The organism is Pseudomonas sp. S3_G06, assembly GCF_054667565.1.
This window is the reverse complement of the sequence record NZ_CP162738.1, coordinates 4,472,262-4,485,506: the sequence shown is the minus strand read 5'-3', so window position 1 is coordinate 4,485,506 and position 13,245 is coordinate 4,472,262. Positions and strand designations below refer to the sequence as shown.

The following is a 13,245-nucleotide window of genomic DNA, read 5'->3' as shown; positions in this document are numbered from 1 at the left end:
TGTCAGCGCGGTAGATCGACGGTGCGCCGGGCGACTCGTGGCAAGACGAACCGGTCAAGCAACCACACGAACAGCAGCGAAGCCCCCACCAGCGGAAACACCACCGCCAGCACCAGCATGATCGCCACGCCGGTTTTCCACTTCGGCAGATCATGGCGCAGCGGCGGCACGCCGAATTTACCTTCGGGGCGGCGTTTCCACCAGATCACTACACCACTGACGGCGCTGAGCAGAATCATCAGGCAGATCAGCAGCACGACGATCTGGTTGAAGGTGCCGAACATCTTGCCTTCGTGGAGCATCACGCCGATTTCGGTAGCGCGAGCAACGGTGCCGTAATGCTCGAAACGCACATCGGCGAGAACCTTGCCGGTGTACTGATCGATATGCAGGGTGGCGTCGTTGCGTGGGTCATCGGCGAACACGGCAATGGTGAACACGCCGGTGGCGGTGGTCGGCAGGGTGATGCTGTAGCCGGGCTCCACCTTGCGTTCGCTGGCGATGTTTTGCACATCCTGCAGGCTGACTTCGGGTGCAGCGGGACCGGCATGGGCATTGCCGTGATTCATGTGTTCGGCGTGGTCGCCGGACATTGGCATCGGTGTGTTTTCCATCGCCCATGGCACGGTCTGGCGGGTCGCGCTGTTGAGGCTGCGTGCCTCGATGTCGGAAGTCGGCACGTTGTCCCACATTGCGGCTGGAAACACGTTCCACACCTGCGCGTATTGCTTGCCCCAGAAACCGGTCCAGGTCATGCCGCTGAGCAACATCACCAGCAGCAATGTTGCGCCCCAGAACCCCGTGACCGCATGCAGATCGCGCCACAACAGCCGACCGCGACTGCTCAGGCGCGGCCACAGGATGCCCGCCGCCTGACCACGCGGCCACCACAGAAACAGTCCCGAGACCACCAGCACCACGCCCCAGCCAGCGGCCATTTCGATCAGCCGATCGCCGACCGTGCCGATCATCAATTCGCCGTGGATCGCACGGGCGATGGCTTGCAGATTCTGCTTGGCATCCTGCTCGCCGAGAATGTCACCGTGGTACGGATCGACGAATACGTTGAGTTCGTGACCGGCGTTTTTCACCACGAATTGCGCGCTGCGTTCGGCATTCACCGGCGGCAGGTACTGAGTGACCTGGCCTTGCGGATAGGCAGCTTTCACCCGTTGCAGCAAGTCATCGGCCGGCACCGTGTGGTGCCCGGCCGGTACTTCGAGCAGGCTGCTGTACATCAGCGAATCGAGCTGCGGTTTGAACAGATAAATGATCCCGGTCAGGGCGAGCATCACCATGAACGGCGCGACGAACAGGCCGGCATAGAAATGCCAGCGCCAGGCCAGGTTGTAGAAATTGGGTTGAGGCTTTTGCATCACGTGTGCTCCGCTTGGCTTGGTTCTTTTCGTTGTCTGTTTACCTGTGGGAGCGAGCCTGCTCGCGAAGGCGTCATGCCAGACGACATCACTGCTGAATGCGCCGGCCTCTTCGCGAGCAGGCTCGCTCCCACATGGGTAGGTGTCAGAAACTCATATCCACTTTGGTCCAGAGCGTGCGCCCCGGTTCATTAATTGCCTGTGGGTCATTGGCCGGGTAACCGAACCCGGCGTTGCCAGCCAGATTCAGGTGCTCGGCGTAGGCTTTGCCGAACAGGTTGTCGACGCCGCTGCTGACCTTCCAGTGCTGGTTGATGCGGTACGCGCCGTTGAGCGAGAACACGCCGAAGCCCGAGCTCTGGGCGTAATCCTTGCCGACCACGTTGCCCTTGTTCGCGTCGATGCGGTGCTGCGCGGCGACCACTCGCCAGAGTGCGCCGGCGCTCCACTTGGCCTCGCTGTAGGTCAGGCCGAAGCGCGCATCCAGCGGCGGCATCTGCGGCAGGGCCGAGCCGTCGCTGCTGTTCTTGCCCCAGGCGTAGGCCAGGGTCGCATCGGCTTGCCAGTTGTCGGTCAGGTTGTAGGCAGCTCCGAGTTCGCCGCCCATGATCCGCGCGTCGATGTTCTCGGCACGCGAAGTGCTCATGCCCATCATTCCCGGCGTGTAGTCGAACAGGATGTAATCGCGTACCACACCGATGTAACCCGAGGCCCAGGCTTCGAGGTCGGCGCTCTTGTAGTTCATGCCGAAGTCGAACTGCGTGGTCTTTTCCGGTTTGATCGAGTCGAACGCATTGACCGATCCTGCCGGGCCGGACTTGGGTGAAAACAACTCCCAGTAATCCGGAAAGCGTTGCGCGTGACCGAGGCCGGCGTAGAGCGTGGTCGGGCTGTCGGCGAGGTCATGCTCGTAACGGATGAAGCCGCTGGGCAGGGTGTCGGCGCGGGTGTCGTCGGCGGTCGGGTTGGGACGGGACATCATCCCCGACCCGGTGGTCTGCCGGTAATCCTTGGCCGAAGCGCGATCCACCCGTGCGCCAGTGATCAGGCGATCACGCTCGGCGGCGTACCAGGTCATTTCGCTGAACACGCCGTAGTTATGGAAATCGGCGTCCTTGCTGTACGGCAGGTCCTTGTAGGTATCGATGCCCATCGCACTGCGCTGACGGTGCTCGTTGGTCTGCGCATCCAGCCCGGTGATCAGTTGAATGTCCGCCCAACGCCAGGTCGCCTTGATTCGCGCGCCGAGGGTGCGTCGGTCGACGTTGGACGCCATCGGTCCCGCCATCATGCCGGTGCCGGAGGGCGTGCGCAGGGTGTAGTTGTCCATCACATGGTCGGCGTAGTTGTAGTAGACCTGCGCTTCGAGTTTTTCCAGCACCTCGCTGATGTTGGATTTCTCGAAGCGCAGGCCGAGGCTTTCACGCAGGAACTGCGAACCGTCCATGCCGCGCCCGGCATACCGCGCCTCGCCGTCGCCCTTGCCGGCGGTGAGTTCGATCAGGGTGTCGGCATCCGGCGTCCAGCCCAGTGCGACATCGCCGTTCCACTTGTCGTAACGCGAGGCGACGATGTCGTTGTTGCCATCGCGGTAATCGTCCGAATGCGCGGTGTTGCCGATCACCCGCACGTAACCCTGAGGGCCGCCGGCAGCCGCGTCGACAACCTTGTCGAAACGGCCGTGGGAGCCAGCCAGGATGCTGGCGTTGACGCGAGTGCCGAGCTCGCCGAAGTTCTCCGGCTCACGGTCGAACAGCACCGTACCGGCCGATGCGCCCGGCCCCCAGAGGACGGTCTGCGGGCCTTTGATCACCGTGAGCTTGTCGTAGGTTTCCGGCGAGATGTACGAGGTCGGCGCGTCCATCCGACCAGGGCAGGCGCCGAGCATCATGCTGCCGTTAGTAAGGATGTTCAGCCGCGAACCAAACATGCCGCGCAGCACCGGATCGCCGTTGGTGCCGCCATTGCGCACCAGAGCGAAGCCGGGAATGGTCTTCAGATAATCGCCACCGTCACTGGCCGGCACTGGTTGGCGCGGATCCCTGGGGTTGGTGACGATCGTCAGTGGTGAGCTCGGGGCGATGGCAGTGATCACCGTCGGGCTCAATTCACTTTCGTGGCTCGCGTGATCATCAGCCAACGCCAGCGGTGTCAGCAGCAGGCCGCAAAGGGCGGCAATCGCGTGCCTGCAACGAATCCGCGATTCATTCAGGGCAAAGTGCGCGCGGGCAGATTCCGCGCAGGGGACAGCAGTAAACCTGGACATGACAATTTCCATCGAACAGTCGTAAACACCACGGCCGGCAGCCTGGAGCTGTCTTCTCAACCGTGTGCAATCAGAGGTGCGTGTTTACGTGGCGATGGGCGGGGCGCGGGTGCGGGCGCCGGGGAAGAAGGGTTGGCGGGCATGGCCCAGACGCGGGGAGGGTGGGGTGAAGGTGTTCGGTGGCGGGATGTTGAAAGCGACGAAATCGCCGCCGCCGGTCAGTGCCGGGCAGTTAAACAGCAGGCTGCAATAGCCGCATTTTTCCCACAGCACGTGATGCGAAGATTGCGGCGGGCAATGCTCGGCCGCAGGCTGGGCTGCATGGCCGCTGTGATCCATGCCGGGCGTGTCCATCGACATGTCCATGCTCATTGGCATCGAGGTCGAGGCGTGTTGATCCATCGGCATCGACTGAGAAATCAGAGGACCGATGAAGATCATCAGCATGGCGAACAGGGCGATCCAGCTGCCACGCGTCAGCGCTTGAGTCTGACGGTGATGCGGGACGGGCCTGGCGCGCAACGAGCGCATGGGCGAAGTCAGCCGGGTCGGTTACTGAGCGTGCACGTGGCCCTGAGCGGATTCCGGCGCTTTCTTCTGCACGGGCACTTCAACGCTGACGTCACCGGCCTTTTCGAAATGCAGGGTCATCGGGAAACGCTTGCCGTCGCTGAGCAGGCTGCGATCGCTCGGGTTGAGCAGCATCACGTGGTAAGCCATCGGCGCGAAGGTCACGGTGCCGCCGGCGGGGATTTCCACGCTCGGTACTTGCTGCATCTTCATCAGATCGCCCTGCATCACGTGCTCGTGCAACTGCGCTTGTGCAGCGATGGGCGAGTCGACGCTGAGCAGGCGATCGGCGCTTTTGCCGGTGTTGTGAATGATGAAGTAGGCGGCGACGGTCGGCGCATTCGGCGGCAGTTCCTGCGACCACGGATGGGCGATTTCCAGCGCACCCACCTTGTATTCGTGGGCATGGGCAAAGCACGCCGGCAAAAGCAGCGCAGCGAGGACGAAGAGTTTCTTCAACATGGCAGTTCTCCAGAACGATTTGAAACGCGGATTAGTGGCGCGAACAAATCAGACCAGAGGGGAAGCACGGGGATTGAGACTCGGCCATTGCTGGCGCGGCGTCGAGGCTTGCAGGGAGGCGGGCGCAACGCTGCGGTTGCTTTCAAATTGCGCGAAATACAGCTGCGGCGAATGCCCCGGCAGCGCCAGCAATGGCGCCCCACCTGAGCAACACCAGCAGTGCTGCATGTTCGAATGGCTGTCGTTCTGCGGGACCTTCTGATCCGTGGCGCCGATGTCGATCGCCACCATCTTCATGCCGCTGCCGGTGCAGAAACTGCTCCAGAGTATCTGCTCGGCCGGTGAACTGGCCGCCTGCGCCATCGCCCCGCTCAGCGGCATGGCGAGCATGTTGAACAGCACTGCAAGGCAGGCGATCCAGGCAAATGCTAACCGGCGTCGGTTCATGGGACAGGTCCGTTGGGTGGGCGATCAGGCGCGGCCCATTTAGCCTGATCAGGGCCGATAAGTAAAAAAGCGTCGTGCGGTTTGGTGTCGCAGTGCTTGCTGCAAAAGTTGCAACAGTCTGCGCCCCGTTTCGATTTCGCCGTTATGAATGAGTGTAGCGGCTTCGATTCGCAATGCCTGGGCGAAATCCGCATCGGTCTCTATTCGTGCTCGTATGGTCTGCATAACGTCTCGACCCGCTGCTCGGTTAAGTTGCCCATCGCCCGAATCTTCCAGTGCACATCCTTCGATGTACTGGCCAAGATCGGCAGGAGTTTTCAGATAGTCCCGAACATCAAAAGGAAGAAATTTCTCTGACATTGAATATCACGCCTTTGAGTTCAAAGGCCGAAGGGTAAGTGGTGTGCCTGAACGCTGAAAGTCGGTGTTGTTTTGAATTTATGTAGGTGGTGTCTGGCCGGGTTGTAGGAATCGAGACATAAATTCCGCCGAGCCGGAGTCATGTGGGAGCGAGCCTGCTCGCGAAAGCGCTGTGTCAGACAATGGAAGACTACTGGTGCTGACGTCTTCGCAAGCAGGCTCGCTCCCACAAAGGGCCGTGCCGATTCAGTGGGAAAGGGCAGCGAGGACTTCAGCGACTGATCCAAACTCCCTATCAACCCCCGGCAACCCAGGTCGCTTCAACACCAGCACCGGCACGCCACGCTCACGCGCCACTTCCAGCTTCGGCTCGGTGGCGGTGCTGCCGCTGTTCTTGCTGATCAGTACATCGATCTGTCGGCGCTCGAATAGCGCTCGCTCGTCTTCCAGCAGAAACGGCCCGCGTGCGCCGATCACTTCGCAGCGTGGGTTGCCGGGATAGACGTCGAGGGCGCGCAGGGTCCAGAACTGGTGGGCGGGGATTTCGTCGAGGTGTTGCAGTGGTTCGCGGCCGAGGGTGAACAGCGGGCGGTGGAACGGTTGCAGCGCTGTGATCAGTTCGGCCCAGTCACTGACCTCGCGCCAGTCATCGCCTGCTTGCGGCTGCCAGGCGGGGCGGCGCAAGGCCCAGCAGGGAATGCCGGCAAGCCGTGCCGCGCGGGCGGCGTTGGCGCTGATTTGTGCGGCGTACGGGTGGGTAGCGTCGAGCAGCAGATCGACACCTTCATCGGCGATGAACTCCGCCAGACCCTCAGCGCCGCCATAGCCGCCGACCCGAACCTGGCAGCGCAAATCGCTCGGCACCCGGCCAACGCCGGCGAGGCTGTAGATATGTTGTGGGCCGAGCGTGCGGGCAATCGCCAGCGCTTCAGTGACACCGCCGAGCAGCAAGATCCGTTTCATGCAAAACCTCCGGCGTGGCCGACAATCCCGCCTTGACGATCAATGGCAAACACCTCGACCTGGACCTGCGCCGGCACTACGCTGCGAGCGAAATTCAGCGCATGGCGACAAACCTCATCTCCCAAAGCAATGCCCGCCGCGCTGGCCATGGCCAAGGCTTGTTGGCTGGTATTGGCTTCGCGAATGCCTTGCTGCAACGCCGGCTCCGCGCCAATTGCCGCCGCCCACTCGGCCAACTGCGGCAAATCGATGCTCGAATGCCGTGAGTGCAGATCCATATGCCCGGCGGCAAGTTTGCTGATCTTGCCGAAGCCGCCGCACAGGCTGAGTTTATCCACAGGCACTTTGCGCAGATGCTTGAGCACCGCACCGACGAAATCACCCATCTCGATCAGGGCGATTTCCGGCAGGTTGTAGACCCGGCGCATGGTGTCTTCGCTGGCGTTGCCGGTGCAGGCGGCGATGTGCAGATAGCCGTTGGTTTTCGCTACGTCGATGCCCTGATGAATCGAGGCGATGTAAGCGGCGCAGGAAAACGGTCGGACGATGCCGCTGGTACCGAGGATCGACAGGCCGCCAAGAATGCCCAGCCGTGGATTCATGGTTTTCAGCGCCAGTTCTGCGCCGCCCTCGACATTGACCGTGACTTCGAAGCCGCCGCCGTAGCCGGTTTCGGCGGCGAGCAAGGCCAGGTGATCGCTGATCATCTTGCGCGGCACCGGATTGATCGCCGGCTCGCCGACGGCCAATACCAGGCCGGGTCGGGTCACCGTGCCGACGCCGACACCGGCGTTGAAGCGAATTCCCGGTTCGGCGGACAGTCGCACCTGTGAATAGAGCAGGGCGCCGTGGGTGACGTCAGGGTCATCGCCGGCATCCTTGATCGTACCGGCTTCGGCGCCGTCCTCGCTCAGTCGGCAGAACTCCAGGCGCATCTGCACCTGTTTGCCCTTGGGCAGCGTGATCTGCACTGCGTCGGCAGCGATGCCGGTGAGCAACAGGCGCGCGGCGGCGAGGCTGGTGGCGGTGGCGCAGCTGCCGGTGGTGAGGCCGCTGCGCAGGGGCGCGGGTTGTTCGGCGGTTTCGTCACGCATCGAGGGGTTTGACCAGTTCCAGCAGGGTGATCGGCAATGCCTGACGCCAGGTGTCGAACTCGCCAAGCGGTTGCGCCTGGGCGACATGGATGCGCGTCAGCTCACCGCCGTATTGTTCGCGCCAGTGCACCAGGGTGACTTCGCTTTGCAGGGTCACGGCGTTGGCCACCAATCGGCCGCCGGGCTTGAGCCGGTCCCAGCAGGTTTCGAATACACCCTCACGGGTGACGCCGCCGCCGATAAAAACAGCGTCCGGCCGTTCGAGGTTATCCAGCGCTTGCGGCGCCTTGCCACGAATCAGTTGCAGGCCGGGTACGCCCAGCGCATCGCGGTTGTGTTCGATCAATTGCTGACGGCCCTCGTCGGCCTCGACCGCCATGGCACGACAGCTCGGGTGCGCACGCATCCACTCGATGCCGATCGAGCCGCTGCCGGCGCCGACATCCCAGAGCAGTTCGCCGGGTTTCGGCGCCAGGCGGGCGAGGGTGATGGCGCGCACGTCGCGCTTGGTCAACTGGCCATCGTGACGGAACGCCGAATCGGGCAAACCGGCGAGGCGCGACAGGCCGGCAACACCGGAGTCGACCAGGCACTCGACAGCGACGACATTGAGGTCGGCGACCGCCGCATCGCCCCATTCGCTGGCGCTGCGTTCGATACGTCGTTCGGCGTCGCCGCCCAGACGTTCCAGAACAGTCATGCGACTTGGGCCGAAACCACGTTCGCACAGCAATTGCGCAACGGCGGCCGGGCTGCTGCCGTCATTGCTCAGCAACAACAGACGCACGCCGCTGAACAGGTGTGCATTGAGCGCCGCCAACGGACGCGCCACCAGCGACACAACCGTCACCTCTTGCAACGGCCAGCCCAGGCGCGCCGCCGCCAATGCGCAGGACGAAGGCGCGGGAATGATCGACATTTCGGCGCTCGGCACCTGCCGCGCCAGACTGGCACCAACGCCGTAAAACATCGGATCGCCGCTGGCCAGCACGCAGACCGGCTCGCCACGCGACTCGAGCACCGGCGCGAGGGAAAACGGACTCGGCCACAATTGCCGCTCGCCGCCAATGCACGGCGGCAGCAGGTCCAACTGACGCTGGCCGCCGACGATCCGCGAAGCGCCCATCAGAGCACGCCGGGCATTCTTGCCCAGGCCCTTGAAGCCGTCTTCACCGATTCCCACGATCGTCAGCCAGGGTGACATCTTTATTCCTCAAAACGTGGCGTTCCGACGGGCAGACTTTTCATGCCGCCGGACAAAGCAGGCATAATACCGCGCCTTCGCCCGCGAAGCGCCTCTGCCACGCAACCGGTCAGCCCCTTGAACGAACGCCCGATGTCCACTGCCTTACGCCCCTCGGCCTGCCCGGGGTTGCTGCGTATCGTCCAGGCACTGGACGGCGGTATCTGTCGGATCAAGCTAGATGGCGGTTCGATCAGTGCCGATCAGGCCGATGCGGTGGCCGCTGCCGCCGAAGCGTTTGCGAGCGGTGCGATCGAAGCGACCAATCGCGGCAACCTGCAGATTCGCGGCATCGGTGCGCAATCGGCGGCGCTGATCGAGCGCTTGCTGGCCGCTGGCCTTGGGCCGAAGAACGCTGCCGGCGACGATGTGCGCAATCTGATGCTCAGCCCGGCCGCCGGCATCGATCGGCAGATGCTGATCGACACGCGCCCGCTCGCAGGGCAAATCCTCGACACCTTGCAAAGCCATCCGCGCTTCCATGAGTTGAGCGCCAAGTTCGCCGTGCAGCTCGATGGCGGCGAAGCGCTGGCGATGCTCGAACATCCCCATGATCTGTGGTTGTCGGCATTCGAGCGTGACGGCGAAGTCCTCTGGGCATTCGGTCTTGCCGGTTGCCCGACCGATCGCCCTCTCGGCGCTGTGACTCAGGACAACGCTCACGCGCTGGTGGTCGCCGCGCTGGAGCTGTTCCTCGACCTGGCCCGGCCAGAGCAAACACGGATGCGCCATCTGCTCGACGAGTTGCCCAGGCTCGCGCTTCTTGAATCGTTGCGCGAGCGCGTATCGGTCAAAGCAATCCGCAACTGGCAGCGCCCGACGTCGGCAGACGCGCTGCACATCGGCGCTCATCAGCAGAACACGCAAGGTCGCTGCTACGTCGGCGTGGTGCCGCCACTGGGCCGACTTGATCCGGCGATGCTGCGTGGCGCGGCGCAACTGGCCCGACAGTCTGGCGATGGCAGTCTGCGCTTCACGCCGTGGCAGAGCCTGCTGCTGCCGAACGTGAAAGCCACGGATACCGACAACGTGCTTGAGCAGTTGCGGGCGTTGGGCCTGCTGACGACCGACGCCGAACCGCTGACAAGGCTGATCGCCTGCACCGGCGCCGATGGCTGCGGCAAAGGCCTTGCCGACACCAAGCAGGATGCCCGGCAACTGGCACCTTTGCTGCCCGCAGGGCTCAGCGTGCACCTGTCGGGCTGCTCGCGCTCCTGCGCCGCCGCCCACTGCGCGCCAGCCACGCTGCTGGCCGTCGCCCCCGGTCATTACGACCTCTATTTTCGCGATGCAGCACAGCCCGGATTCGGCACGCTGCACGCCTGCAACCTTACTATTGATGCGGCCGCGACCCTGCTCGACGCCCGCTCCCGGAGCCCCCTTGATGCTTGATTACATCCGCGACGGTCAGGAGATCTATCGCAACTCCTTCGCGATCATTCGCCGCGAGGCCAATCTGGCGCGCATTCCCGCCGATCTGGAAAAGCTTGCGGTGCGGGTGATCCACGCCTGCGGCATGGTCGAGGCCGTCGACGGTCTGCAATTTTCCGAGGGCGCGGGCAAGGCCGGGCGCGATGCTCTGGCGGCCGGTGCGCCGATTCTCTGCGACGCGCGGATGGTCTCCGAAGGCGTGACCCGCGCGCGCCTGCCGGCCAATAACCAAGTGATCTGCACTTTGCGCGACGACAGCGTGCCGGAGCTTGCTCGTGAGCTGGGCAACACCCGCTCGGCCGCCGCGCTGGAACTGTGGCGCCCGCACCTCGAAGGCAGTGTGGTGGTGATCGGCAACGCACCGACCGCGCTGTTCTACTTGCTGGAAATGCTCGACGCCGGCGCGCCGAAACCGGCACTGATCCTCGGCTTCCCCGTGGGTTTTGTCGGCGCTGCCGAATCGAAAGCGGCGTTGGCGGCCGACAGTCGCGGCGTGCCGTTCGTGATCATGCAAGGCCGGCTGGGCGGCAGCGCCATGGCCGCCGCCGCCGTCAATGCCCTCGCCACGGAGATCGAATGATGCAGGCCAAAGGACGTCTGATCGGCCTCGGTGTCGGCCCCGGTGATCCGGAACTGATCACCGTCAAAGCCTTGCGCCTGCTGCGCGAATCGCCGGTGGTCGCGTATTTCGTGGCCAAGGGCAAGAAGGGCAATGCGTTCGGCATCATCGAGGCGCATCTGGTCGAGGCGCAAAATCTGCTGCCGCTGGTCTATCCGGTGACCACCGAGGCGTTGCCGGCGCCGCTGTCGTATGAACAGGTCATCAGCGATTTCTATGACGAAGCCGCTGTGGCGGTCGCCGAGCATCTGGATGCCGGCCGCGACGTGGCGGTGATCTGCGAAGGCGACCCGTTCTTCTACGGTTCCTACATGTACCTGCACGACCGCCTCGCCAGCCGTTATGAGGCCGAAGTCGTCCCCGGAGTGTGCTCGATGCTCGGCGGCGCTTCGGTGCTCGGCGCGCCGCTGGTGTATCGCAATCAGAGCCTGTCGGTGCTTTCCGGCGTGCTGCCCCAGGAAGAATTGAAGCGGCGTCTGGCCGATGCCGATGCGGCGGTGATCATGAAACTGGGGCGCAACTTTCCCAAGGTGCGTCAGGTGCTGGAAGAACTCGGTCTCGCCGAGCGCGCGCTGTATGTCGAGCGCGCGACCATGGCCAACCAGAAAATCGTGCCGATGGATCAGGTCGAGCCGATGTCCTCGCCGTACTTCTCGCTGATCATCGTCCCGGGCGAACGGTGGCAAGGTTGATGAGCCAAGCGACTCCCGCCATCGTCATTCTCGGCCAGGGCAGCCTCGCCACGGCGCGGCGCATTCAGCAGGTCTACCCGGCGGCGCAAATCCATGGCCTTGCCGGACGGGTTGAAGGCGCCGACAGCCGCTATGAGGAATTCGGCGCGACCCTGCGCGCGTTGTATCAACAGGACACGCCGATCATTGCCCTGTGCGCGGCCGGCATTGTCATTCGCACCCTGGCGCCGCTGTTGCTGGAGAAAGGCGCCGAACCCGCTGTGCTGGCCGTGGCCGAAGACGGCAGCGCGGTGGTGCCGTTGCTCGGTGGCCTCGGCGGGGTCAACGTCATGGCGCGGGAGATCGCGGCGGCATTGCAAGTGGCGCCGGCGATCACCACCAGCGGCGAATTGCGCTTTGGCACCTGCCTGCTCAATCCGCCGAGCGGCTATGCACTGGCGGATCTGGAATCGGGCAAACGCTTCGTTTCCGATCTGCTCGCCGGGCACAGTGTGCGCATCGAAGGCGCGGCGCCGTGGCTGGATCAGGCGCAGTTGCCGCAGGATCCGCAGGCGCAGCGGTCGATTCATGTAAGCAGTGCGCAGCGGGTGGCCAGTGCCGATGAATTGCTGATTTACCCGCGCAGTGTGGCGGTGGCAGTGAGCGCTGACGTGGCGGATCTGCCGAACGCCATTCGCGCTGCGTTGCACCAGGCCAGCGTCGCCGTGCCGGCACTGGCGTGTCTGGTGGCAGCGGACGCTGAAATGGCCGCATCGAATCTGCGCGAAGCTGCGCTCGAGTTGGGCGTGCCGCTGCGCTTCGTCGCGGCGCAGAACGATCTTCAGACGTTGGCGCGCGTTGCAGTGCCTGCGGCGAAGGTGATCAGCGCGGAACATCTGGCGATCGCGATTGCCGAGCAACCGCTGGACGTCGCGCAGATCGGCCGCCCGCGTGGTCGCCTCGCGGTCATTGGCCTTGGCCCCGGCGCCGCCGAACTGATGGTGCCCGCGGTGAAAGCCGAACTGGCCCGCGCCACCGATGTGCTTGGCTATGAAACCTACGTGCGCATGGCCGGCCCGTTCCGCGATGATCAGGTGCAGCACTGCACCGACAATCGCGAAGAAATGCAGCGCGCCCGCCATGCTTTCCGCCTCGCTGCCGAGGGACGCTCGGTGATCGTGGTTTCCTCGGGCGACCCGGGCGTATTCGCCATGGCCGCTGCGGTGCTCGAAGCCCTGCACGAATCGGACGATCCGGCGTGGCACAGCGTTGATCTGGAAATCCTCCCGGGCGTTTCCGCCTCGCTGGCCACTGCGGCTCAGGCCGGTGCGCCGCTGGGCCACGACTTCTGCGTGATGTCGCTGTCGGACAACCTCAAGCCGTGGTCGATCATCGAAAAGCGTCTGGATCTGGCCGCCGAAGCGGATCTGGCCCTGGCGTTCTACAACCCGATTTCCCGGGCGCGCCCGTGGCAGTTGGGCCGGGCGCTGGAGATCGTTGCGCATCACCGCTTGCCTGAAACACCGGTGGTCCTTGGTCGGGACATCGGCCGGCCGGGGCAGACGCTGCGCACCACGACCCTGGGCGCATTGACACCGGAACAGGTGGACATGCGCACCATGGTGTTGATCGGCTCTTCGACCACCTGCACCTTCGCCCGTGCCGGGGGCGGTGAATGGGTGTACACGCCGCGTTGGTATGGTGAAAAACCGCTTTCCTGAAAAACCCTCCGCTCATGCAATT

The 13,245-nt window shown here is 63.9% G+C and carries 13 protein-coding genes; 4 read left to right on the top strand and 9 right to left on the bottom strand.

The features are described 5' to 3' along the window. Positions 1–2: 2 nt before the first annotated feature. The 9 genes from AB4N47_RS20100 to cbiE all read right to left on the bottom strand — a co-directional run bounded on the left by AB4N47_RS20100 (position 3) and on the right by cbiE (position 8,742). Complete coding sequence (locus AB4N47_RS20100; protein ID WP_460154322.1) at positions 3–1,376, bottom strand: PepSY-associated TM helix domain-containing protein; 1,374 nt, start codon at positions 1,374–1,376, stop codon at positions 3–5. Positions 1,377–1,521: 145 nt separating this feature from the next. Continuing rightward, on the bottom strand, positions 1,522–3,642 hold the full coding sequence (locus AB4N47_RS20095) for a TonB-dependent copper receptor (RefSeq protein ID WP_341638507.1): 2,121 nt from the start codon (positions 3,640–3,642) through the stop codon (positions 1,522–1,524). An 84-nt stretch (positions 3,643–3,726) separates the two neighbouring features. Next, complete coding sequence (locus tag AB4N47_RS20090) at positions 3,727–4,173, bottom strand: DUF2946 domain-containing protein (protein WP_341638508.1); 447 nt, start codon at positions 4,171–4,173, stop codon at positions 3,727–3,729. A gap of 21 nt (positions 4,174–4,194) precedes the next feature. After that, positions 4,195–4,674: a copper chaperone PCu(A)C gene (locus AB4N47_RS20085; RefSeq protein ID WP_341638509.1), complete on the bottom strand. Its 480-nt coding sequence runs from the start codon at positions 4,672–4,674 to the stop codon at positions 4,195–4,197. A gap of 48 nt (positions 4,675–4,722) precedes the next feature. Next, entirely contained in the window at positions 4,723–5,121 is a 399-nt protein-coding gene (locus tag AB4N47_RS20080) for a DUF2946 domain-containing protein (protein ID WP_341638510.1), read from the bottom strand. Between the two features lie 48 nt (positions 5,122–5,169). Continuing rightward, on the bottom strand, positions 5,170–5,481 hold the full coding sequence (locus tag AB4N47_RS20075; protein ID WP_341638511.1) for a hypothetical protein: 312 nt from the start codon (positions 5,479–5,481) through the stop codon (positions 5,170–5,172). A 246-nt stretch (positions 5,482–5,727) separates the two neighbouring features. Beyond that, positions 5,728–6,444, bottom strand: coding sequence for a cobalt-precorrin-6A reductase (locus AB4N47_RS20070; RefSeq protein ID WP_341638512.1), 717 nt, complete (start codon positions 6,442–6,444; stop codon positions 5,728–5,730). Continuing rightward, positions 6,441–7,538 carry a cobalt-precorrin-5B (C(1))-methyltransferase gene (locus AB4N47_RS20065; RefSeq protein WP_341638513.1) on the bottom strand — a complete coding sequence of 366 codons (1,098 nt, stop codon included), beginning with the start codon at positions 7,536–7,538 and terminating at the stop codon, positions 6,441–6,443. Before AB4N47_RS20065 ends, AB4N47_RS20070 begins: the two co-directional genes overlap by 4 nt. Then, positions 7,531–8,742, bottom strand: coding sequence for a precorrin-6y C5,15-methyltransferase (decarboxylating) subunit CbiE (gene cbiE / locus AB4N47_RS20060; RefSeq protein ID WP_341638514.1), 1,212 nt, complete (start codon positions 8,740–8,742; stop codon positions 7,531–7,533). The genes AB4N47_RS20065 and cbiE overlap by 8 nt, the downstream gene beginning before the upstream one ends. Positions 8,743–8,874: 132 nt before the next feature. On the opposite strand from cbiE, the gene cobG reads away from it, so the two are divergent. Genes cobG through cobJ form a run of 4 tightly spaced genes read left to right on the top strand, consistent with a single transcriptional unit; the run spans position 8,875 to position 13,223 of the window. Continuing rightward, a complete protein-coding gene (gene cobG, locus AB4N47_RS20055; protein ID WP_341638515.1) occupies positions 8,875–10,173 on the top strand; it encodes a precorrin-3B synthase in 1,299 nt (432 codons plus the stop codon). Then, complete coding sequence (locus tag AB4N47_RS20050; protein WP_024011415.1) at positions 10,166–10,792, top strand: precorrin-8X methylmutase; 627 nt, start codon at positions 10,166–10,168, stop codon at positions 10,790–10,792. Before cobG ends, AB4N47_RS20050 begins: the two co-directional genes overlap by 8 nt. Beyond that, positions 10,789–11,523, top strand: coding sequence for a precorrin-2 C(20)-methyltransferase (locus tag AB4N47_RS20045; RefSeq protein ID WP_373877941.1), 735 nt, complete (start codon positions 10,789–10,791; stop codon positions 11,521–11,523). The genes AB4N47_RS20050 and AB4N47_RS20045 overlap by 4 nt, the downstream gene beginning before the upstream one ends. After that, positions 11,523–13,223 carry a precorrin-3B C(17)-methyltransferase gene (gene cobJ / locus AB4N47_RS20040; RefSeq protein ID WP_341638516.1) on the top strand — a complete coding sequence of 567 codons (1,701 nt, stop codon included), beginning with the start codon at positions 11,523–11,525 and terminating at the stop codon, positions 13,221–13,223. The genes AB4N47_RS20045 and cobJ overlap by 1 nt, the downstream gene beginning before the upstream one ends. Positions 13,224–13,245 lie beyond the last annotated feature (22 nt).